The 21,015-nt window shown below is 68.3% G+C and carries 20 protein-coding genes; 14 read left to right on the top strand and 6 right to left on the bottom strand.

The genetic code is table 11. The features are described 5' to 3' along the window. The first annotated feature begins 59 nt into the window (after positions 1 to 59). The 7 genes from ACFVU2_RS03205 to ACFVU2_RS03175 all read left to right on the top strand — a co-directional run bounded on the left by ACFVU2_RS03205 (position 60) and on the right by ACFVU2_RS03175 (position 5,571). Entirely contained in the window at positions 60 to 1,202 is a 1,143-nt protein-coding gene (locus ACFVU2_RS03205; protein WP_387870895.1) for a glutathione-independent formaldehyde dehydrogenase, read from the top strand. Positions 1,203 to 1,294: 92 nt separating this feature from the next. Further along, entirely contained in the window at positions 1,295 to 2,191 is an 897-nt protein-coding gene (locus ACFVU2_RS03200; RefSeq protein WP_387870893.1) for an SDR family oxidoreductase, read from the top strand. Positions 2,192 to 2,249: 58 nt separating this feature from the next. Beyond that, the gene (locus ACFVU2_RS03195) at positions 2,250 to 3,311 is read left to right on the top strand and encodes an alpha/beta fold hydrolase (protein ID WP_387870890.1); all 1,062 of its coding nucleotides are present in this window, start codon (positions 2,250 to 2,252) and stop codon (positions 3,309 to 3,311) included. Then, positions 3,308 to 3,607: a hypothetical protein gene (locus ACFVU2_RS03190; RefSeq protein ID WP_387870887.1), complete on the top strand. Its 300-nt coding sequence runs from the start codon at positions 3,308 to 3,310 to the stop codon at positions 3,605 to 3,607. The genes ACFVU2_RS03195 and ACFVU2_RS03190 overlap by 4 nt, the downstream gene beginning before the upstream one ends. After that, positions 3,604 to 4,833, top strand: coding sequence for an NRAMP family divalent metal transporter (locus ACFVU2_RS03185; protein WP_387870885.1), 1,230 nt, complete (start codon positions 3,604 to 3,606; stop codon positions 4,831 to 4,833). The genes ACFVU2_RS03190 and ACFVU2_RS03185 overlap by 4 nt, the downstream gene beginning before the upstream one ends. Further along, entirely contained in the window at positions 4,830 to 5,234 is a 405-nt protein-coding gene (locus tag ACFVU2_RS03180) for a hypothetical protein (RefSeq protein ID WP_387870882.1), read from the top strand. Before ACFVU2_RS03185 ends, ACFVU2_RS03180 begins: the two co-directional genes overlap by 4 nt. Further along, positions 5,221 to 5,571, top strand: coding sequence for a PRC-barrel domain-containing protein (locus tag ACFVU2_RS03175; RefSeq protein WP_387870880.1), 351 nt, complete (start codon positions 5,221 to 5,223; stop codon positions 5,569 to 5,571). The genes ACFVU2_RS03180 and ACFVU2_RS03175 overlap by 14 nt, the downstream gene beginning before the upstream one ends. Before the next feature lie 84 nt (positions 5,572 to 5,655). Here ACFVU2_RS03175 and ACFVU2_RS03170 read toward each other — a convergent pair whose 3' ends face one another. Then, the gene (locus ACFVU2_RS03170; RefSeq protein ID WP_387870877.1) at positions 5,656 to 6,969 is read right to left on the bottom strand and encodes an ABC transporter permease; all 1,314 of its coding nucleotides are present in this window, start codon (positions 6,967 to 6,969) and stop codon (positions 5,656 to 5,658) included. Then, positions 6,966 to 7,667, bottom strand: coding sequence for an ABC transporter ATP-binding protein (locus ACFVU2_RS03165; RefSeq protein ID WP_387870875.1), 702 nt, complete (start codon positions 7,665 to 7,667; stop codon positions 6,966 to 6,968). The genes ACFVU2_RS03170 and ACFVU2_RS03165 overlap by 4 nt, the downstream gene beginning before the upstream one ends. Before the next feature lie 190 nt (positions 7,668 to 7,857). Here ACFVU2_RS03165 and ACFVU2_RS03160 point away from each other — a divergent pair, with 190 nt between their 5' ends. Together ACFVU2_RS03160 and ACFVU2_RS03155 are read left to right on the top strand one after the other, a co-directional pair. Next, positions 7,858 to 9,033, top strand: coding sequence for a sensor histidine kinase (locus ACFVU2_RS03160; protein ID WP_387870872.1), 1,176 nt, complete (start codon positions 7,858 to 7,860; stop codon positions 9,031 to 9,033). Then, the gene (locus ACFVU2_RS03155; protein WP_387870869.1) at positions 9,030 to 9,692 is read left to right on the top strand and encodes a response regulator; all 663 of its coding nucleotides are present in this window, start codon (positions 9,030 to 9,032) and stop codon (positions 9,690 to 9,692) included. The genes ACFVU2_RS03160 and ACFVU2_RS03155 overlap by 4 nt, the downstream gene beginning before the upstream one ends. 33 nt (positions 9,693 to 9,725) lie before the next feature. On the opposite strand, the gene ACFVU2_RS03150 is transcribed toward ACFVU2_RS03155, so the two are convergent. Then, on the bottom strand, positions 9,726 to 9,938 hold the full coding sequence (locus ACFVU2_RS03150) for a hypothetical protein (protein WP_387870867.1): 213 nt from the start codon (positions 9,936 to 9,938) through the stop codon (positions 9,726 to 9,728). A gap of 198 nt (positions 9,939 to 10,136) precedes the next feature. Between ACFVU2_RS03150 and ACFVU2_RS03145 the strand changes: the two genes are divergently transcribed. Continuing rightward, positions 10,137 to 11,984 (top strand): glycerophosphodiester phosphodiesterase family protein, encoded by a 1,848-nt coding sequence (locus ACFVU2_RS03145; RefSeq protein ID WP_387870864.1) that lies wholly within the window; start codon positions 10,137 to 10,139, stop codon positions 11,982 to 11,984. A gap of 63 nt (positions 11,985 to 12,047) precedes the next feature. On the opposite strand, the gene ACFVU2_RS03140 is transcribed toward ACFVU2_RS03145, so the two are convergent. The 3 genes from ACFVU2_RS03140 to ACFVU2_RS03130 are packed head-to-tail and all read right to left on the bottom strand — an operon-like array spanning position 12,048 to position 15,069. Then, complete coding sequence (locus tag ACFVU2_RS03140) at positions 12,048 to 13,196, bottom strand: sensor histidine kinase (RefSeq protein ID WP_387870861.1); 1,149 nt, start codon at positions 13,194 to 13,196, stop codon at positions 12,048 to 12,050. Further along, positions 13,193 to 14,386, bottom strand: a complete 1,194-nt coding sequence (locus ACFVU2_RS03135; protein ID WP_387870858.1) for an ROK family protein — start codon at positions 14,384 to 14,386, stop codon at positions 13,193 to 13,195. Before ACFVU2_RS03135 ends, ACFVU2_RS03140 begins: the two co-directional genes overlap by 4 nt. Then, the gene (locus ACFVU2_RS03130) at positions 14,383 to 15,069 is read right to left on the bottom strand and encodes a response regulator (protein WP_387870855.1); all 687 of its coding nucleotides are present in this window, start codon (positions 15,067 to 15,069) and stop codon (positions 14,383 to 14,385) included. Before ACFVU2_RS03130 ends, ACFVU2_RS03135 begins: the two co-directional genes overlap by 4 nt. Positions 15,070 to 15,358: 289 nt before the next feature. Between ACFVU2_RS03130 and ACFVU2_RS03125 the strand changes: the two genes are divergently transcribed. From ACFVU2_RS03125 to ACFVU2_RS03110, 4 genes are all read left to right on the top strand, one after another. Then, complete coding sequence (locus ACFVU2_RS03125) at positions 15,359 to 17,776, top strand: beta-glucosidase (RefSeq protein WP_387870853.1); 2,418 nt, start codon at positions 15,359 to 15,361, stop codon at positions 17,774 to 17,776. Between the two features lie 108 nt (positions 17,777 to 17,884). Next, entirely contained in the window at positions 17,885 to 18,499 is a 615-nt protein-coding gene (locus ACFVU2_RS03120; protein ID WP_387870851.1) for a hypothetical protein, read from the top strand. A gap of 91 nt (positions 18,500 to 18,590) precedes the next feature. Then, positions 18,591 to 19,952 (top strand): LPXTG cell wall anchor domain-containing protein, encoded by a 1,362-nt coding sequence (locus ACFVU2_RS03115; protein ID WP_387870849.1) that lies wholly within the window; start codon positions 18,591 to 18,593, stop codon positions 19,950 to 19,952. Positions 19,953 to 20,282: 330 nt separating this feature from the next. After that, positions 20,283 to 20,864, top strand: coding sequence for a hypothetical protein (locus tag ACFVU2_RS03110; RefSeq protein WP_387870846.1), 582 nt, complete (start codon positions 20,283 to 20,285; stop codon positions 20,862 to 20,864). Positions 20,865 to 21,015: the final 151 nt, after the last annotated feature.

Here is a 21,015-nt window from a genome sequence, read left to right as displayed (position 1 = left end):
TCACTCCTCGTACCGTCCCCGGGAAGAGCGAGATCCAAATCAGTCAAGAGGTGTGAGAGATGAAAGCAGTCGTCTACAACGGACCGCGCGATGTGTCGGTGGAGGAGGTCGAGGACGCCCGCATCGAGCAGCCGCTCGACGCCGTGATCCGCATCACCACCGCCAACATCTGCGGGTCGGACCTGCATCCCTACGAGGGCCGCGCGGAGATGGACGCCGGGATGGTGTTCGGTCACGAGAACATGGGCGTCGTCGTCGAGGTCGGGTCCGGCGTCGACCGCATCAAGGTCGGGGATCGGGTCTCCGTACCGTTCAACCTGGCCTGCGGCACCTGCCGCAACTGCAATCTCGGATACACGTCCGCGTGCTTGCGCGCCAACCCGTCCGGGGATCCCGGCGCGGGCTACGGCTACCCGAAGATGGGGCCCTACCGGGGCGGGCAGGCCGAGTACCTGCGCGTGCCGTGGGCGGACTTCAACCTGCTCGAGCTGCCGGCGGGCGACCAATGGGAGGCGGACTTCACCATGCTGTCCGACATCTTCCCGACCGGCTACCACGGCGTGGAGATGTCCGGCTTCCGGCCCGGCGAGTCGGTGGCGATCTTCGGCGGCGGCCCGGTCGGCCTGATGGCGGCGCACAGTGCGGTACTGCGCGGCGCATCGCAGGTGTTCGTCGTGGACAAGGAGGCGGACCGGCTCGCGCTGGCACAGACGTTCGGGGCGACCGCGGTCTCGCTGGCCGACGGCGACCCGGTCGAGGCGATCATGGACGCGACCGACGGCTTCGGCGTCGACCGGGGCGTGGAGGCGGTCGGCTACCAGGCGCACGACGCGAGCGGCCATGAGCATCCCGAGCTCGCTCTCGACAACCTGGTGAGCGTGGTGCGCGCCACGGGCGGCATCGGGATCGTCGGCGTCTACGTGCCCGAGGACCCCGGAGCAGCCGACGAGTCGTCGAAGGAGGGCCGCGTGCCCTGGAGCTTCGGCGCCGCCTGGGAGAAGGGGCTGTCGTTCGGCACCGGCCAATGCCCTGTCAAGCGGTACAACCGCGAACTGCGCGACCTCATCATCCACGGCAAGGCGACCCCCAGCGCGATAGTCTCCCACGAGCTTCCGCTCGAACAGGCACCGGAGGCGTTCGAACGCTTCGACGCCCGCGAGGACGGGTGGACGAAGGTGCTGCTGCACCCCGACGCGCAGTAGCCGCGTGGACCGGTTGCCCAGGCACGGTACCCCTCCCGGCCCGCTTGGGCAGCCCCGTGGCGGCACCCGTATCGCCGTGGTTCGGTGGGGCCATGCCTGACAACCAGTACACCTTCGACAATCCTGTCGATCGCTACCCGCACATCTCGCCGCCGAAGGACCAGGTGCCGGAGCCGGGCCGCGACAGCGAGCTCGACCCGCCCGCAGATCATGGCGAGCACAGCTACGAGGGCAGCGGCCGCCTGAACGGGCGCAGGGCCCTCGTGACCGGGGGAGATTCCGGGATCGGCGCGGCGGCGGCCATCGCGTTCGCACGTGAGGGAGCCGACGTCGCGATCGTCTACCTGCCGGACGAGGAGGTGGACGCCCAGGCCATCGGCGAGCAGATCCGGGCTGCGGGACGCTCGGCGCTCCTCCTGCCCGGCGACCTCACCGAGAAGTCGTTCGCGGCCGAGGCGGTCTCGCGCACGGTCGCCGAGTTCGGCGGCCTCGACATCCTGGTCAACAACGCGGGCAAGCAGGTTTTCTGCACCGATCTCGCCGAGCTGCCGGACGAGCAGTTCGACCTCACGATGAAGACCAATGTGTACGCGATGTTCTGGCTCACGAAGGCGGCGCTCCCGCATCTGGCGCCCGGCGCGACCATCATCAACACGACCTCGGTGCAGGCGTACCTGCCGGGCGAGCAACTGGTCGACTACGCGACGACCAAGGCCGCCATCAACGCGTTCACCAAGGCGCTCGCCCAGCAGCTCGCCCCGAAGGGCATCCGTGTCAACGCCGTGGCCCCTGGTCCGATCTGGACGCCGTTGCAGCCCAGCGCCGGCCAGCCGCCGGAGAAGCTGCCCGACTTCGGCTCGCAGACGCCGATCGGGCGCGCCGGCCAACCGGCCGAGCTCGCTCCCGCCTACGTCTTCCTCGCCTCCCCTGAGTCGAGCTACGTGATCGGCGAGACGCTCTCGGTCAACGGAGGTATGCCCACGCCCTGATGTGGAGGCTGGGCTCTCGGTCTCGAAACGCTGACGGCGGGAAGTGAGGAGGACATCCATGGTGCCCGTGCCGCCGGAACGCGAGCATCGGATCTTCTCCGGCTTCGTGGTGGAGGATGTCGTCGTCGATGGAGGGACCGTACACGTGCGACATGCGGGCACAGGCCCGGTCGTCCTCCTCCTGCACGGGCACCCCCGGACCGGATCCACCTGGCATCGCGTCGCGTGGCGGCTCCTCGCGCTCGGCTGCACAGTGGTCGTGCCGGATCTGCCCGGATACGGCGCGTCTCTCGCGCCCGACCCCAGCCCTGACCACACCGCTCATTCGAAGCGCGCCAGCGCTGAGCGGCTGCTCGCGGCGATGCGTGTCCTCGGATACGAGCGCTTCACCGTGGTTGGTCACGATCGCGGGAGTTACGTGGCCTTCCGCATGGCCATGGACCATCCCGAGGCCGTCGGGCGGGTCGCCCTGCTCGACAGCATCCCGATCGTCGAGCACCTGGAGCGTATGAGTCCGGAGTTCGCCACCCAATGGTGGCACTGGTTCTTCTTCATGCAGCCCGAGATTCCGGAACGCGTGATCCTCGCCGACCCGGACCGCTGGTACCGGGGTGACCCGGAGGCCATGGGTGCGGAGAACCATGGGGAGTGGCGACATGCGATGCGGTCCCCCCGGGTGGTGCGCGCCATGTTGGAGGACTACCGCGCCGGCCTCACGGTCGACCGAGCCGACGAGGGGGCTGACCGAGACGCGGGTCGGCGCCTGTCACAGCCTCTGCTCGTTCTGTGGTCGGCACGCGACGATCTCGAGCAGCTGTTCGGCGACCCCCTCGTCATCTGGCGCGACTGGGCGGTCGACGTGCGCGGCGGCCTCGGCCTTCGTCCTGGCCTAGCAGCATCCGAAGCTCTTTCCCACCCCCTGCGTTCAGCTTTCTCCCGGCGTACGGTCCGGTCATGGTCAGGAGTCGTTCGCGTCGGCGGTCCCCGCGGGTCGCCGCTGTGGTGCTTGCCGCAAGCCTTGCGGTCGCGGGATTCGCCGGGTGCTCCAGTAGCGTCTCCGACCTGCGCCAGGCGGCGACCGACGCGCGATCAGCTGCGAGCGCGGCGACGTTGGCGATGACGCAGCAAGCACGTGATCGCACTTTCCTTCCTACAACGCAGACGGTTCTCGCCGATGCCATCACACAGCTGGGGGCGGCAGAGCAGGCGGCGAGCGGGATCGAGCCTGCAGGGGTGACGGAGACCAACCAGCAGAGGCGCACACTTGCGGCGATCCGAAGTGCGCTGGACGCGGTCCTCGCCGCCCAGCGTGCCGTCCAGACGGACGCACCCTCAGCCGTCACGTCGCTGCGTTCCTCGACCGAGGATCTCGCGACACTCTCCGATCAGCTCCAGAAGGCTGAGGCCGGAGAATGAAGCGCCTCCTGGGGGTGATGCTCGGCGTGCTGACCGCGATCGGCGGGTTCCTCGACATCGGCGACCTCGTCACGAACGCCGTCGTCGGTTCCCGCTTCGGGATGTCGTTGGCGTGGGTGGTCATCGTCGGTGTCGTCGGAATCTGTTTGTTCGCCCAGATGTCTGGCCGGGTCGCCGCGGTCAGCGGGCGCGCCACATTCGAGATCATCCGCGAGCGGCTGGGGCCGCGCACCGGTCTCGCCAACCTCTCGGCCTCGTTTCTGATCAACCTCCTGACGCTGACCGCCGAAGTCGGCGGTATCGCGCTCGCGCTGCAGCTGGCCAGCAGCATCGAGCCGACGTTGTGGATCCCGGTGGCGGCATTCGCCGTCTGGCTGGTGGTGTGGCGGGCGAAGTTCTCACTCCTCGAGAACGTGACCGGGCTTCTCGGCCTGACCTTGATCGTCTTCGCCGTCGCCGTGTTCCTGCTTCATCCGAACTGGGCAGAACTCGCAGGCCAGGCCATCGCGCCGCATGTGCCGGCCAGCGAGCACGGGGCGACCTACTGGTATTACGCGATCGCCCTCTTCGGTGCGGCGATGACTCCGTACGAGGTGTTCTTCTTCTCCTCCGGCGCGGTCGAGGAGAAATGGAAGAAGAAGGACATCGCACAGTCCCGCCTCAATGTCATGGTCGGCTTCCCCCTCGGAGGGATCCTCTCCCTCGCGATCGCCGCATGCGCAACGATCGTCCTCCTGCCACGCGGGATCGATGTCACGTCGCTCGCTCAGGTGGCGCTGCCCGTCGCCGAGGCAGGCGGCAAACTCGCATTGGCGTTGGTCATCGTCGGGATGGTCGCAGCGACGTTCGGCGCTGCGCTGGAGACGACGCTCTCCAGCGGGTACACACTTGCTCAGTTCTTCGGCTGGTCGTGGGGCAAATTCCGCCGCCCGGCGCAGGCGGCGCGCTTCCACATCACCATGATCGTCGCCTTGCTGATCGGTGTCGGTGTTCTCGCCACCGGTGTCGACCCGGTGGCGGTCACGGAGTTCTCGGTGGTGTTCTCCGCGATCGCGTTGCCGTTGACCTATCTGCCGATCCTGGTCGTCGCCAACGACCGGCAGTACATGGGAGAGGCGGTGAACGGAAAGGTGACGAACGCATTCGCGATGGTCTACTTGGCCATCATCCTGGTTGCCTCCGTCGCCGCGATCCCCTTGATGATCGTGACGGGGATGGGCGCATGACGGACGTACCGCTGGAGCAGACAGGCGACTACGCCGGTCAGGTCATCGATGCCGAGCTTCATCTCCTGGACCGGCAGATCCTCGACACCGATGACGTGCCCGTCGTGACCGTCGACGACCTCGAGCTGAGCGACATCCCGTTCGACCAGCCGATCGCACCGGGGACCCCGCCGCCGGTGATCGACAACCTTCTCAGCGGGTCTGCCCTGTGGACCCGGATGTTCGGAGGCAGACCGCCGCGGTCACGGCTGAACCGCATCCCCTGGTCGGACGTCGCACGTGTCGACATCGTCGTCTCGTTGGGCGTGCGCGGCGAGCAACTCGATGTGACGTGGGTCGAGCGCTGGGCGCGCGACCACATCGTCGCGCGCATCCCGGGGGGCCGACATGATCCTGAGTGACCTGATGCAGGCGCCGGTCTACGACCCGGACGGCAGCCGGCTCGGTCGCGTGATCGACGCCCGCTTCGTCGTCGACGGCGCCCCCGGGCAATTGCTCGCTCACGCTCGCCTGGACGGCTTCGTCGTGAGCAGCCACTCCGGTTCTTCGTTTCTCGGCTACGAGCGCAACGAGGAAACGTCGCCCTGGCTCATCGCCCGCTTCCTCCGGTGGCGGCACCGCGGCTCGTTCCTCGTCCGGTGGGACGATATCGAACGCGTCTCGGCAGAGGCGATCCGACTGCGACCCGGTTACCGACGCTTCGATCCACGGCTGCGGGAATCCGCCGCTGCGAAGTGAGCCGGCCGCCGTGCCATCCACCGAGGTAGACGACGCGCTGCTGGTGGCCACGAGGAAGGTCGCAGCCACCAGCACACAGTCCCTCTACTCGTAGCGCAGCGATTCCACGGGATCCTGCCGGGCCGCACGCCAGGCCGGCAATGTCCCCGCCAAGAAGGCGACGAGCATGATGATCAGGATCGTGCCGACCACGGTCACCGGGTTGAACGCCACGAGCGAGAGCCCCGGCAGACCGGAGAGCAGGGCGCCGCTGAGTGCGCTGCTCGCCGCAGTCCCGACGAGCATCGCGATGAGCGCGCCGATGGCGCTGCCGAGGAATCCGATGAACGCCGCCTCCAGGCTGAAGAGGCTGAACACCCTCACGCTGCCCATCCCCATCGCCTTCATGAGACCGATCTCGCGAGTGCGCTCCTGCACCGACATGAGCAGGGTGTTCACGATGCCGAAGCTCGCCGCCAGGAGGGCGATGACTGCGAAGACGTTGAGCACGAGCACGATGGCGTCGATGATCGTCTTGAACGAACCCAGCTGGTCGGCCAGCGTCGTGCCGGTGTATCCGGCATCGTGGACGCGGTTCTTGAGGGCGGTGATCTCGGCATCCGTCGCGTCGGCGCTGAAGGTCGCACTCGCCTGCGTGAACCGGTCCACCTGATCCGCTGGGAGACCGACGCTCTGCAGGGCGTTCAGCTTGGTCGTCAGCGCGTCGCTGGGGGTGAGGCTGGAGGTGCCCGTCGGGTTGAAGGTGTCCTCCGTCACACCGGCGATGGTCGCGGTGACCGTCTGCTGGGTGTGGGTGGCGTCCGTCAGCGCGATGACGATCGACTTGCCGACCGCGTCGTCGTCGCTGGAGAACCCGAGCGGCTCGACGTAACTCGGCGGGATCGCGACCTCGTACGCGTCGGCAGCCGTGCTGGGCGCGCTGCCGGTGGCCATCTCGAGCTTCTGCCCGGGGATGAGAGCGCCGATGGACGCGACGTACCTGGTCCCGTCGCCCACCTGCACGTAGTCCAGGTTCACGTTGCGCACCGGGTCGACCTCGGTGATGCCGTCGATCGCCGCGAGGGTGTCGATGTCGGACTGCGTCATGTACTGGACGGTTCCACCGCCTCCGGCGGCGCCTCCGCGGGTGACCGCGTCCGGGTCGTACGTGCGCGGGCCGTCCTGGGACTGCTGGGACGCGGCGTCGGTCTGCGGAGCCTGCTTCGTCACGGTCATGACGTTGCTGACGCCGATGCTGGCGACCGTCGTGTCGATGTACTGATTGATGCCGGTGCCCAGCCCGCTCGTGAGCGTCAGGGTGAAGGCGCCGATGAAGATCGACAGGACGGTGAGCACCGTCCTGGTCTTCGAGCGGAAGGTGCTGGTGATCGCGGTCCCGATCAGATCGACGGTCTTCATGCAGCCACCTCCGTGCGCTCGTCCTCGACGATGTGACCATCCCTGATGTGGATCCTCCGGTCGCAGCGGGCGGCGAGGTCCTCGTCGTGCGTGACGACGATCAGCGTGATCCCATGCTCGCGGTTCAACCCGAAGAGGATGTCCTCGACGACGGCGCCGGTGGCGGTGTCCAGGTTGCCGGTCGGCTCGTCCGCGAAGATGATCCGCGGATCGTTCACCAGAGCGCGCGCGATCACGGTTCGCTGCTTCTGCCCGCCGGACAGGTTGACGGCCTTGTTCTTGGCCTTGTCGTCCAGTTCGAGCTGCTTCAGCGCGGCCATCCCGAGGCGCTTGCGCTCACGGGAGGGGACGCCCGCGATCTTGAGCGGCAGGATCACGTTCTCGAGCACGCTGATGTTCGGCGTGAGGAAGAACTGCTGGAACACGAACCCGAAGGTCTTGTTCCTGGTCCGGTTCAGGCGGCGGCCGCCGAGGGTGCGCGTATCGGTGCCGCCGAGGTCGATCTCGCCCGAGGTGGGCTCGTCCATGAGGGCGAGCAGGTGCATCAGGGTGGACTTGCCCGAGCCGCTCTTGCCGATGATGGCGACGCTCTCGCCTTCGAGGATCTCGAGGCTCACGCCCTTCAGCGCGTCGAATCGGTTCGCACCCCGCCCGTACGATCTGACCACGTCCCTGACGGCGATGATGGGTGAACTCACCGTGCATTCCTTCCGGTTCTGTCTCGCCGCCACGGCGGCGCCGGCTGCTGTGGAGCCGTCAGTCCAGGCTCGCGGACGCACCGCGGGAGGGCATCCAGCGACCACGGTCACCTCGTACTGCGGATGGGGTATCCGCGGGTAGTACGCGAGGGGGACGCGGGATCCGCCGGATCTCGGCAGACTGGTTGCTGTGAGCGAGCCGCACGAGCAGGCCAATCCCGGCCTCCGTATCCCCGGATGGGTCGGAACCATCGTCGTGGGCATGGTGATCCTTGCGTCCGCGTTCGGGCATTTCCCCGGCCAGTACGGCTCCAAGACGGTGGTGGGGTTCGTCGCCGTCCTGCTCCCGGTCGTCCTGCTCTTCCTCCGCAACCGCTGGCCCGTCGTGGTGCTGGCAGCGTGCGTGGCCTGCTTCATCGTCGCGTCGGTGAGCTTTCCCCTCACCCCCGTGTCGGTGCTCGCGACCGCCGTGGCGGTCTACACCATCGCGGCCACTCGCAGTCGACGCTGGGCGATCGTCACGGCTGCGGCCGTCATCGCAGTGCTGACGCTGACCGTCTTCATCGGCGGCCGGGCACTGCTGCATCCGCTCACCGTTCAGAGCATCATCACCATCGCCTTCGCCGCCGCCATCGGCGACATCGTGCGCACGCGCCGCGAGTACGTCGCGGCGATCACCGCCCGCGCCGAGCGTGCCGAGGCCACCAGGGAGGCCGAGGCGTCGCGGCGCGTGGCGGAGGACCGCCTCCGGATCGCTCGTGACCTGCACGACGCCGTCGCCCATCAGATCGCCGTCATCAGCCTCAACGCGGGCGTGGCCAGCACCGCCATCCAGAAGCAGCCGGACACCGCGCGGGAGGCGCTGTCGACGATCCGATCGGCGTCACGGACCGCGCTCGGCGAGATCCACGACCTCCTCGCCACTCTGAGGTCGCCCGACGAGACGGCGTCGACTGCCTCCGTCCCCGGGCTCGCACGGCTCAACGAGCTCGTCAAGGAGTTCGGCGCCGTCGGGCTCACGGTGACGATCCGGCTCGAGGGCGACACTGCCTCGCTGCCGTCCGCCGTGGACGTCGTCGCCTACCGGGTGATCCAGGAGGGGCTGACCAATGCCCAGAAGCACGGACAGCGCGGCCGCGCGCATGTGATCGTCGCCGCGGACGGGCATCACGTGAGGGTTGCGGTGGTGAACCCGCTGGAACCCGGTGGGGCGGACTCAGAACCCTCGCCCGCGGGCCACGGCCTCGCCGGGATCTCGGAGCGGGTCGCGTCGGTGCGCGGTTCGGTCACCTACGGTCAGGACGGTACGTCGTACCGCCTCGAGGCGCTCCTTCCGATCGAGCGCCACGGAGAGGCCGGCCGATGATCTCCGTCCTCATCGCGGACGACCAGCCGCTGATCCGCACCGCCGTCTCGCACCTCCTGGACGCCGAGGCCGATCTCGACGTCGTCGGTCAGGCGGCGGACGGACTGCAGGCGGTGTCCCTGACGCGCGAGCTGCGCCCCGACATCGTCGTGATGGACATCCGCATGCCCGAGATGGACGGGATCGAGGCCACGCGGTCGATCCGAGCGGACCCGGAGCTCGCTGGGAGCCGGGTGCTCATCCTGACGACGTTCGAAGAGGACGAGTACGTGTTCTCGGCGCTGCGCTCCGGCGCCAGCGGGTTCGTCGGCAAGGGCGCGGAGCCCGAGGAGATCGCTCGTGCCGTCCGCGCGGTACACGACGGCGACTCCCTGCTCTCCCCGATCGCGACACGCGCACTCATCGGCCACTACCTGTCGATCGACCCGTCCCCTCGCACGTCGTCGGAGTCCCTCGACCTGCTGACTCCGCGCGAGGTCGAGATCCTGACCCGCGTCGCGCGGGGGCTCTCGAACGACGAGATCGCCGACGCCCTGTACATCTCGCCGCACACCTCGAAGACGCACGTCAACAGGATCATGGCCAAGCTGCAAGCCCATGACCGCGCTCAGCTGGTGATCATCGCGTACGAGACGGGCCTGGTCGCGCCGACGTCCTGAGCCGCAACCGTCAGGAGTCCTGCGCGGCGCCCATCACCCCTCCAGGGCGGCTTTGGCCTGCGCGAGGCCGGCGAACGTCCCGATGACGGTCCTGGTCGAGTCGGTGACGAGGAAGTGGTTCTCGGTGAACTCGATCAGCCCGACGAACGAGGATGCGCGGGTCGCGACCCAGAGCCGGCTCTCCGGTGTCGTCCAGGTCACGTCCTCCGTGGGATCCGCGGCCGCCGGTGTGGTCAGTGCGTGCATGTCCGCCCCTCTCTACTGGGTATGCATCAAGCCTCGTCGAGGACGTCGAGACACGCGTCCCGCGACGGGACGATCTTCGTGTACTGCAGATGGTGTACCCGCTCTGCTGCGAGCGGGCGATTCGCGCATCGTGCGCGCGTGCGAAGCTGAAATCCGTCGCCGGCCTCTGCGACACAACCCGAATCGACAGAACGTTGTATGAACACCCGATCCTTGACGCGTGGACGTTCGAACACGCATCGCCCACGGTCGTCCCCTCCGCGGCGGAGCGCCCTCTTCTCCCATTTCGTGCGACTGCCCTTCCGGTACTGGACGCTGGACGCGCTGGCGCTCGCCGCGATCGAACTGGTCATCGCACCGGCGGTGCGAGGCCTGCTCGACGCGGCCGTATCCGTGGCCGGGCTCACGTACCTCAGCGATCGCAACGTCTCCGTCCTGCTCGCCTCGCCGGGTTCGGTGGCGATGCTGCTGGGCGTCGTCGCAATCATCCTGGTCGTGACGCTCGCGTGGGTGCTCCTCCTGTTCGCCGGGGTGGATGTCCACCTCTCCGGTGCGGACCCGTCGATCCGCACCGTCGTCTCGCGGGCAGGGGGGATGCTGAGGCGTTCGGCGCCGGCGGCTCGGCTCGTCGCCGGGATCCAGTTCGCGTTCGTCGGGCCTCTCATCGGGTTCGGACTGTTCGCACCCCTGACGTCCGGGCTCCTGCTTCCGCCGTTCATCGGGCGTGAATTCCTCAAGGCACCCCTGACGGCGTTCGCCTGGTGCGCGATCGCCGCCGTGCTCATCTACGCCAGCTATCGGGCGATCCTGGTGCTCCCGCTGGCGATCGCGGGCGGGGCCCGTGGCTGGCATGCCCTGCCGGCGAGCGTGCGGGCGACCGGTCTCGGCGCGTCCCGTTTCGCTCTGGCGTTGACGATGGTGTGTGCGGCCCCGACGACGGTGACCTGGCTCGTCGCCACCTCCGTCGGGCCGGCCGTCGACCTCGTGGCGAGCCGGCTCCCGTTCCTCGCCTCGATCGGCTCGGGCCTCCTGGAGCTCCTGGTGGCCGTGCTCGGCCTGGTCAGCGCCCAGCTCGTCGCCATTGTGCTCATCGACCGAGCGCGTGCCGTGGCCGGCCGGCCGGCCGGCTCTGCCGCGCGACCGCGGGATCCGCGACGGGCGCCAGTGCGCGAGGCCGTCCCGATCGCGGTCGTGGTGGCTCTCGTGGCCGTCGCAGGTGCGAATCCCTTCGCGGCGTCGCCCGCGGCCGCCGCGGTGCCGACGGCGGATGGCGGTGCCCTGGTGATCGGGCACCGCGGGGAGGACTCCGGGGGAGTCGAGAACACGATCGGAGGGTTGGAGGCGGCGGCCCGCGACCACCCGGACGTCGTCGAGGTCGACATCCAGCAGACGAGCGACGGCGGCTTCGTGGCCAGCCACGACACGAACCTGCTCGTGCTCGCCGGGAAGGACGAGAACATCTACGACATGACGACGGCGCAGGCCACGTCGACGGTCGTCACCATGAAGGGACACAGCGACACCATCCCCACCATGGCGGAGTATGTGGAACGTGCGCGAGCACTGGAGCTGCCCCTGCTGATCGAGCTCAAAGTGACCGGCCACGAGCGCCCCGACTATGTCGCGAACGTGCTCTCCGAGCTCGCCACGATCGACGGTCTGCGCGGCAACTCGTTCCATTCCCTCGATCCGGACGTCGTGCGGACCATCAAGGAGCGCCATCCGGAACTGCGCGTCGGCCTGACCATCGCCATGCTCTCCGGCCCGCTCCCGGGCACGCCGTGCGACTTCTACGTCGTCGAGCAGGCGTCGATCACCGCCGCCACGATCACCGCCGCGCACCGAGAGGGCCGCGCCATCTACGCCTGGACGGTCGACTCAGCCCTCCGGATGCGCGAGTTGCTCCGGGAGGGGATCGATGGCTTGGTCACGGATCACCCGGTGCTCGCGCAGAGGAGCAGGCAGCAGGTGGCGCAGTCGCCGACGAGCGTCCGTGACGACCTGTTGTCGATCAGCACGCAGTGGCCGACGGTCCGACCGAGGTGACGCGCGGCATGGTCCTCATCGTGGGCGGAGCGATCGTTGCCCGATGCCCCGGGATCCGCCCGGTCACCCGTCCGTCGGGATCGTCACGCGGAGGCTGAAGACGCCCCCTTCCCGCGACGTCTCGAGGGACCCGTTAACGCTCGAAAGGCGCTCTCGGATGCCGATGAGGCCGCGTCCGCGGCGGGAGGGCGGTCCGCCGCTGACCCGGTTCCGGGCCGTTATGCGGAGAAGGCCGCGGGTGTTCACGACCTGCAGGTCGACCTCCTTGGACGCCGCATGCTTCTGTGCGTTGCTGAGGGCCTCCTGGACGACCCGGTAGGCGACGACATCCACCGCGGGTGACAGCGAGGACAACTCGCCTTCGAGCCGAGTGGTGACGGAGAAGCCCGAATCCGCGAACCCTCTCAGCAGCTCGTCGAGCCGGTTCAGACTGGTCGTCGGGTCCCGGTCGACGTCGCCCTCATCGACCCGCAGCGTTGAGAGGAGCGCCCCGATCTCGGTGAGGAGGGTGCGGGAGGCGGACCGGATCGACGCCAGGGAGTCGAGTGCGACCTGGCGGTCGGTGTCCAGCGTCTCGCTGACAGCACCCGCGTTGAGACTGATGATCGCGATCTGGTGGGCGACCGCATCATGGAGGTCGCGAGCGATCCTCAGCCGGTCCTCGGCCACCCGGCGCAGGGATTCCGCCTCCCGGGTGGCCTCCGCTCGCCGCGCGCGCTGGGTCACCTCCGCGACGAACTCACGTCTCGTCCGGATCGAGTCGGCCAGAGCGACGACGAATCCGATGGTGGCGACCACCTGGAAGACGGCCAGCTCGGTATCGGCCGTGCGAGACACGAGGACGATGGCGACCATCAGGACGATCATGACGAGTGCAGCAGCAACGGCACGACGGCGCTGGACGTACAGCGTCACCGTGTAGATCGCCACGGCCGGCGCATACGCCGCGCCGAACGTCACGGGAGCCATCGGTGCGGCAATCGCATAGCAGAGCACGCAGAGGGCGAGAGTCAGCCAGGGCGCCCGGCGCCGAAACAGGAGGGCGATCCCGGGCACGAGTGCGGCGGCCCAGCCGACCGCCGACGGTGCTCCGGGCGCTTTGTCGACGAGTTCCCAACTGAAGAACGCGGCGAGCAGCGCGGGCACGACGATCCACACGAATGTCTTCAGCCCTGCCGCGATTCGCCGCCGGTAACCGCTCCGGCCGGTCATCGGGCACTCATCGCGCCGACGCGCGCCTGGCGTTCGGCCGCCATCAGTACCGCCCCGACGAGTTCGGCACTCTCACCGAGCTCCGCGGGGACGACGTCGAGAGACGCCATGATCGCCGGTTGCGCATGTCGCTCGAGGGCTTCGCGAACTCCGTCGATGATGCCTGGATGCGCGATCCCCAGCTCGCCTCCGATGATGAGGGCCGACGGGTTGACGAGGTTGCAGAGAGTGGAGAAGAGCCAGCCGAGCGTTCTCCCTGTCTCCTGCATGAGCCGCGACGTGGCGGGATCCGCAGCGAATGTCAGCGGAACGACCTCGTTCATCACCCCCCGATGCGTGTGAACGAGCTGATCTCGCACCGCCCCGGTCGAGACGGCGGCCTCGATGCAGCCGCGCTCGCCGCAGCGGCAGAGCTCCGTACGTCCGGGCACCTTGGTGTGGCCGATCTCGCCCGCAAGCCCTGTCGCGCCCCGGTACGGTTGTCCGCCGAGCATCAACGCCGCGCCGATCCCGTGCGAGACCTTGACGTACAAGAAGTCGTCGGAGCGTTCCCCTGCACCGCGCCTCCCTTCCCCGTACGCCCCGAGCACCGCGTCGTTCTCGACGTGGACAGGAACTCCGAGTCTGCGGACCAGCTCTTCGCGTGGGCGCAACCCCACCCAGGAGGCGAGAATGCTCGGTGATGTCAGTTCGCCCGTGTTCCGGTCGATTGGTCCGGGGACCCCGACGACAACGGAAGCGACGCCGTCCAGCCCGAGGTCGGATTCGAGCTCGCGCAGTGTCGCCGCAGCACGGTCCAGCGCTTCCTCCGCGTGGATGTCCACATCGATCTCCGATCGCGCTGTGCGAAGGATCTGACCGGATGCGTCGGCGACGGCCACGCTGAGATGCGCGTGCCCGAAGTCGATTCCGGCGACATGCGCTCCGCTGCCGACATAGCGGAGGCGGCGGGCCGGCCTGCCGCTGCCCGATCCTCTGCCTTTGCCGACGAGGTCGGTCTCCTCGATGACCCCGTCCTCGAGGAGGCCGGCGACAAGGCTCGTCACCGAACTCGATGAGTAGCCGGCGCGTGTGGCGAGCTGTGTTCGCGTTGCGCTTCCCATCTCGCGGATGAGGTCCACGATCACCAGGCGGCCGTCGTAGCGGGCCGCCACAGCGGAGTCAGGATCGCTTCCGCGCCGAGGCGTCATCGATGGTCCATTCCGTGAGCGCTCGACATATGCCCCGATCGGTATGCCCAGACGACGAGCTGCGCGCGATCGCGCGCCGAGCACTTCGTCATGATCCGCTGGATGTGGGTTCGAACGGTGTGAGGCGAGATGTGCAGGTCTCCGGCGATGCCTTCATTGGACATCCCGTGCGCGACCATGGTCAGGATCTCCTCCTCCCTCCGGGTGAGGGGGTCATCGAGTGTTGAGACCGCGGGCGGCACGGGTGCCGTCGCTCCGAGATAGCGGGAGATCAATCCGCGCGTGGCCTTCGGGGAGAGCAGCGCGTCCCCTGCGTGGATCGTTCGGACAGCATTGGCGATATCCGCGGGATCGGAGGCCTTTCCCACGAACCCGCTCGCGCCGGCCCGCAGCGCCGCCGCGACGTTGTCGTCGTCGTCGAACGTCGTGAACACCAGAACACGAGTGGCGGCCAGGGCAGGGTCGGAGCAGATCTGCTCTGTAGCCGCGATTCCGTCGAGGATCGGCATTCTGATGTCCATCAAGACGACGTCCGGGAGCAGCGCGCGAACGAGGGCGACGGCTTCCTGCCCGTCGAGAGCCTCGCCGACCACCTCGATGTCGTCGGTCCGCCCCAGGATCTGGCGGAGGGGTCCGCGGACGAGCGCCTGGTCGTCGGCCACGAGCGTACGAATCACAATCATCCTTCCGATCGGCAGCGGTGGACCTCGACGTCACGCGTACTGCCGGCCGACGACATCGTCGACCGGGCCGATGATACGCGGCAGATCGTCGAACTCGCATTCACGCCCTCTTTCGGACGGATATGGGCGGAATGACGGGCCAGAATACGCGCGATTGCGTATGTGCCCGCCGGAATCGGCCTCCTAGCATCTGAAACACCCCCGAATTCGGCGATGCGTCCGTGTGCCGATCAGGCACGCCCGTCGCCGGAACACGGGTGCTACCCGAAACCAGACAAAGGAGTCAGCAGTGTCATCGACCACGCGTCCCAGAGGACGCACGCTGAACGCTCTCGTCGTGGCAGCCGTCCTGGCCGCCACCGGAGCTCTCGTGCCCACCCTCGCCACCGCGGATCCGTCCGCTGCAGCCACAGCCGGCCGCCCCGCCTTCACCCCCTCGGCACGCGTGTCGGGGCTGATCAACCAGATGACGCTCGACGAGAAGCTCAGCTTCGTCACGCCGTCCAAGGATCCGCTGAACCCGGGAGCCGTCACCTCGGGCTCGGCCGCCTACCTGCCGGGCGTGCCCCGTCTGGCCATCCCCCCGATGCGGTACACCGACGGGAGCGCCGGCCTGCGCCTGCCGATCGATGCGACCGCGTACCCGGTGTCGACCATGGTCGGCTCGACCTTCGACCCCGACCTGGCCCAGACCTTCGGCTCCACGTACGGCACCGAAGCGCGCGCGGCCAACCAGGACGTGCTCCTCGCGCCCATGGTCAGCCTCATCCGCGTCCCTCAGGGCGGACGCAACTACGAGGCGTTCGGTGAGGACCCGCTCCTGGTCTCGAGGATGGCGGCGGGTGAGGTCAGCGGCATCCAGGACGCGGGCGTCATCGCGACGATCAAGCACTTCGCGCTGAACAACCAGGAGACGAACAAGGGCAACGTCTCCGCGAACATCTCCGAGCAGGCCTTCCACGAGACCGAGCTCGAGGGCTTCGCAGCGGGCGTCAAGGCCGGCGCAGGTGCCGCGATGTGCGCCTACAACAAGGTCAACGGGGTCTACTCGTGCAGCAGCGACGAGCTGCTGAACCAGATCCTGAAGACCCAGCTCGACTTCCAGGGCTACATCATGTCCGACTGGGGCGTCACGCGCGCCGTGACCGATATGAACGCGGGTCTCGACCAGGAGATGTACTGGGTGGGCATCCAGGCCGCCAAGTTCACCACCGGTCTGCGCACCGCTCTGACCGACGGCACCGTGCCGATGTCGGCACTCAACGACTCGGTCGGGCGCATCCTCACCTCGATGGAGGCCGTCGGCCTGCTCGACGGTGCGGCCGCCACCCGCCCGACGTTCGACCTCGCGACGGGCGCCGCGATGGCGCAGAAGATCGCCGAGGAGGGCGGGGTCCTGCTGAAGAACAACGGCGCCCTCCCGCTGACCGCCGGCCACACGATCTCGGTCTTCGGTCCGGGTTCGGTGACCCCGAAGGTGAGCGGCGTGCTCAGCGCCGAGGTCAAGTCCCCGAACGCGAAGTCGCCGCTCCAGGCGATCACCGAGCGTGCGGGCGCAGGCGCGACGGTCACTTCCGTCCCCGCGATCCCGACGACCCCCACCGCGCTCCAGGCCGCGGGCACCGCCGCTGCCGCGTCGGATATCGCGATCGTCTTCGTCGCCGACACGATCTCCACCGACCGTGCCATCTCGCTGACCACGCAGCAGAACGACCTGATCAACACGGTGGCCACGGCCAACCCGAACACCATCGTCGTGCTGAACGCGGGCTCCGCGGTCACCATGCCGTGGCTCGACAAGGTCGCGGGCGTGCTCGACATGTACTACCCCGGTGTGAACGGCGCCCAGGCGACCGCGGCGCTGCTCTACGGCGATGTGAACCCCTCGGGCAAGCTGTCGCAGACCTTCCCGGTCTCCGACACGCAGACGCCGTTCGCGGGCAACACCGCGATGTACCCCGGCGTCGGCAACGTCGTCGACTACTCCGAAGGCGTGAATGTCGGATACCGCGGCTACCAGGCGAAGAACATCACTCCGCTCTTCCCGTTCGGCTACGGCCTCTCCTACACCTCGTTCTCGTACTCCGCGCCCACCGTCGTGCAGCACGGTGACACGGTGACCGCGAAAGTGACCGTGACCAACACGGGCACCCGTGCGGGCAAGGAGGTCCCGCAGGTGTACGCCGGCGCGAGCCCGACGGTCACCGCCCAGCAGGCGCAGCGCAAGCTCGTCGGATTCGACAAGATCGAGCTCGCCGCCGGTGAGTCGAAGGTCGTCGAGATCCCGCTGGACATGCACCAGTTCGAGTACTGGGACTCGACGTCGCACAGCTGGAAGCTGGGAACCGGCGTCCGCCAGTTCTGGATCGGCAGCTCGTCCGCCAACCTGCCGCTCACGGCCAGCGCCGACGTGTCGCACTTCGACGTGTCCGCGACGACGACGGTGAAGCCGCTCGCCGGCAAGGCGTACCTCTCGGTCGCCGCGACGAACAACGCGACGACTTCGGTCGACATCGTGATCACCACGGCCTACGGCAACAAGACGTTCACCGCGGTCGAGCCCGGCACGACCGTGAGCGTCTCGATCAACTCGAAGCTCGCCACAGTGCCCGCCGGCTCGGCGAGTGTCGCAGTGACCGGAAAGGTCAACGGCGCATCCCTCACCGAAACGAAGTCCGCTCCCTACGCGGCGTATCCGACGTCCTAGCCGTCGAACCGCCCCGAACGACCGGGGTGGGGCGTGCACAGCGCCCCGCACCGGTCAGGGCCCCTCGCCCTGCACCATGACCACGAACCCGAAATGTAAGGAAGATCGATGAAGAAATTCACTGCCGCGCAGTCCGCGGCCACCGCCTTCGGAGTGCTGTTGATGCTCTCCGCCGGGACCGCCGTCGCGGTCGCCGACGACACCGTCGGCAACAGCGACGTCGACGTCAAGGTCAACGTGAGCGACCGCTACCCCGACGGCATCCTCGCGATGAGCGTCGACGGGAACGAGAGCACCCTGTCGGAGGTGAGCAGCGGGGACCCGATGGTCCGTGAATTCACGGGGACACTGCCGAAGGTGACGGTCACCGACACCCGCTCCGACGTCCCCGACGTGCCCTGGTACGTGCTCGGCACGGCGAGCGACTTCGTCAGCGGCGCGAACACGATCTCGGCCGATCACCTCGGCTGGACCCCGGCCCTCGCGGGCAACTACGGCCCCTCGGTCGAGCCCGGCGGCGACATCCCGACCGTGGTGGACGACACCGACAGCGAAGGCCTCTCCTACGCCGACGGCGAGCTGCTCTACGTCAACTGGGACCAGCGCGAGTCGTACGACAGCGGCTCGTGGAGCGCGACCGCCGGTCTGCAGCTCAAGGTCAACGCCGCCGACGTCGCCCCGGGCAGCTACACCTCCGTCCTGACCCTCTCGCTGTTCGAATAGCACGTCGCGAGACGGCGGGGCGGCGCATCCGATGCGCCGCCCCGCCTCCCGTCGTCCCCGCTCCTGCTCCTGCTCCGCCAGAAAGCCGCCCATGCCTCGACCGTTCCTCCGCATCGCCGTCACGCTCGCCGCGACCCTCCTCCTCGCCCTTCCGAATGCCGCCGCCGCGTCCGCAGCGGTGAGCGCCGACGGGCAGCCGGACGGCACCGTCACCTGGATGGTGCGACCCAGCGACGGCACCGCAGAGGACGGCCGCTCGTGGGTCGAGCACGAGCTCGACCCCGGCGCATCGGTCGACGAGCATCTGCTCATCCGCAATCTCAGCAAGAAGCCAGTCACCTTCACGCTCACGGCTGCCGACGGATACTTCACCGACACCGGCCGATTCAACATGCTGACCTCCGACCGGAAGTCGGTCGATGCCGGAACGTGGATCACGATCCAGCCGACAGTCGATGTGGCACCGGGCGCGGACGTCGTCGTCCCCTTCACGGTCACGGTCCCGGAGAACGCGACTCCGGGCGACCATGCCGCCGGCGTCGCAGCGAGCATCCGGTCGGGGACCGACGACGAGGTCGGCGTCGAGTCGCGGGTCGGATTCCGCGTGATGACGAGAGTCGCCGGCGAACTCACCCCTCGTGTCGCTGCCACGATCGGCGGGTCGTACGACGGCTCGTGGAACCCGTTCGAAGCCGGCTCGCTGAAGCTCCCCTACACGATCTCCAACACCGGCAACACCCGACTCTCGGTCAAGCCGGTCATCTCCGCGCACACCCTCTTCGGGCTGGTCTCGGTCAGCGTCCCCGGCGATACCGTGGTCGAGATCGCTCCAGGCGAGACGCGCACGGCTGCCGTCACCATCCCCTCCCTCTGGCCCGCGTTCCTGTACTCGGTGGATGTATCGGCGAAGGCAGCAGTGGCCGGTGCGAGTTCCGCTCCGGTATCGGTGGAGCCGGCCACTGCGACCGGAACGATCCCTGCCGTCCCCTGGTCGCAATTGATCGTGATCGCGATAGCGGTACTCCTTGTCTGGTGGCTCTGGCGTGATCGTCGGCGCCGAGACGCGAAAGTCTCGCGGCTCGTCGAGCAGGCCCGGCAGGAGGGCCGGGCAGAAGCCGAGGAATCGAGCCTGCGACGGCATGCGCTCGGCGGAGGATCCGTGGCGCTCGTCGTCGCCGTGCTGCTCGCCGTGGTCGGCGGTGGGCCGGCTCGCGCGGCGACGGATCCCGCGCCGGACAACGGATCCATCTCGGTGAAGGTGGACATCCGTCCGACGCAGACGCCGACGTCGCAGCCGGGCGCTCCTGGCCCCACTGTCAGCGGTGATCTCGCCGAGACGGGAAGCTCCGACTGGTTGCTGCTCGCCCTGGCTGCAGGAGGCGCGGTCCTGGGCGGTGCCGGTCTCGTCGGAGCGCGTCGCTCTCGGGTGGCCTCTCGGGCTGAGAGACGATAGAACGGACGCGCTGAATTGACTCGGAGTTCGCAGAAGCCGGTTCTCGGAGCCGGGAGCCGCGACGACGCGATGGTCTGGCTTTGTGAAGCAGACGCGGTACTCATCGGCGCCGGGAGGGGCCTCTCGGCGTCGGCGGGGTTCGACTACTCGGATCCGAATCGCTTCGCCGAGCAGTTGCCCGCTCTGAAGCGCGCGGGATACTCATCGCGACGCGAGGTGATCGGACAGCCTCTGTCACCCCGGCACCAATGGGGGTTCTGGGGGGTGCACGTCAGTGATGTCCGATTCGGCCCCGACGAGAACCCGGTCTATCAGGACCTTCGGGAGCTCGTGGGCGACAAGGAGCACTTCGTGGTGACGTCGAACGTGGACGCGTTGTTCCTGCGAAACGGGTTCGATCCCGATCTCGTCTACACCCCGCGAGGCGATTACGGCCTCTTCCAGTGCAGCACGCCGTGCACCCGCCAAGTTTGGGACTCGACCGATGTGATCGCTCGAGCCCTGGCCGGCTACGATCCCGAGACCGGGGCCACGTCGGAGTCGGCCGTACCCGTCTGCCCGAACTGCGGCGGTGCCGTCCAGCTCAACGTGAACGGCGGGCGATGGTTCGTCGACGATCACTTCGAGTTCGAGCGCGAGTCCCTGCGTCGATGGCTTCAGCCCGCCGCCGACAACGGAGAGAATCTCGTCGTGCTCGAGATCGGATCGGGATTCCGCACACCCGAGGTGATCCGCCGGCCGCTCGAAAGCATCGCCGCCGCGCTGCCATCGTCGCGTCTGATCCGTGTCAGCAGCGGCCATCCCGAAGTGCCTGCGCATCTCGCAGCGCGATCGGCCTCGTTGAACGGCGACGCTGCGCAGGTCATCGCCGGATTCGTCGGGGGGATGGAGGAGATGCAGCGAGCAGGCTGAGGGACCGCCCGCAGGCGCCCGGCAACACGTTGAGGCGATTGAAGGCGATCGAGCAATGCTGTCGTCGGCCCGATCCTGCGAACCATCGGATCTCGGAGCCCTCGCGGTCGTTCGCAAGGCCGCCGTAACGGTGCGAATCCCACGCCCTCCG

Origin of the sequence: Leifsonia sp. NPDC058194 (assembly GCF_042883605.1) — a bacterium.
GTDB lineage: Bacteria > Actinomycetota > Actinomycetes > Actinomycetales > Microbacteriaceae > Leifsonia.
Note: the sequence above shows the minus strand (reverse complement) of the source record. Positions and strands in the feature narration are given on the sequence as shown.

Bases quoted from the DNA above. Each gene is read 5' to 3' on its own strand.
- ACFVU2_RS03205 (WP_387870895.1), top strand. From the start codon at position 60: ATGAAAGCAGTCGTCTACAACGGACCGCGCGATGTGTCGGTGGAGGAG.
- ACFVU2_RS03200 (WP_387870893.1), top strand. From the start codon at position 1,295: ATGCCTGACAACCAGTACACCTTCGACAATCCTGTCGATCGCTACCCG.
- ACFVU2_RS03195 (WP_387870890.1), top strand. From the start codon at position 2,250: ATGGTGCCCGTGCCGCCGGAACGCGAGCATCGGATCTTCTCCGGCTTC.
- ACFVU2_RS03190 (WP_387870887.1), top strand. From the start codon at position 3,308: ATGACGCAGCAAGCACGTGATCGCACTTTCCTTCCTACAACGCAGACG.
- ACFVU2_RS03185 (WP_387870885.1), top strand. From the start codon at position 3,604: ATGAAGCGCCTCCTGGGGGTGATGCTCGGCGTGCTGACCGCGATCGGC.
- ACFVU2_RS03180 (WP_387870882.1), top strand. From the start codon at position 4,830: ATGACGGACGTACCGCTGGAGCAGACAGGCGACTACGCCGGTCAGGTC.
- ACFVU2_RS03175 (WP_387870880.1), top strand. From the start codon at position 5,221: ATGATCCTGAGTGACCTGATGCAGGCGCCGGTCTACGACCCGGACGGC.
- ACFVU2_RS03170 (WP_387870877.1), bottom strand. From the start codon at position 6,969: ATGAAGACCGTCGATCTGATCGGGACCGCGATCACCAGCACCTTCCGC.
- ACFVU2_RS03155 (WP_387870869.1), top strand. From the start codon at position 9,030: ATGATCTCCGTCCTCATCGCGGACGACCAGCCGCTGATCCGCACCGCC.
- ACFVU2_RS03150 (WP_387870867.1), bottom strand. From the start codon at position 9,938: ATGCACGCACTGACCACACCGGCGGCCGCGGATCCCACGGAGGACGTG.
- ACFVU2_RS03145 (WP_387870864.1), top strand. From the start codon at position 10,137: ATGAACACCCGATCCTTGACGCGTGGACGTTCGAACACGCATCGCCCA.
- ACFVU2_RS03140 (WP_387870861.1), bottom strand. From the start codon at position 13,196: ATGACCGGCCGGAGCGGTTACCGGCGGCGAATCGCGGCAGGGCTGAAG.
- ACFVU2_RS03135 (WP_387870858.1), bottom strand. From the start codon at position 14,386: ATGACGCCTCGGCGCGGAAGCGATCCTGACTCCGCTGTGGCGGCCCGC.
- ACFVU2_RS03130 (WP_387870855.1), bottom strand. From the start codon at position 15,069: ATGATTGTGATTCGTACGCTCGTGGCCGACGACCAGGCGCTCGTCCGC.
- ACFVU2_RS03120 (WP_387870851.1), top strand. From the start codon at position 17,885: ATGAAGAAATTCACTGCCGCGCAGTCCGCGGCCACCGCCTTCGGAGTG.
- ACFVU2_RS03115 (WP_387870849.1), top strand. From the start codon at position 18,591: ATGCCTCGACCGTTCCTCCGCATCGCCGTCACGCTCGCCGCGACCCTC.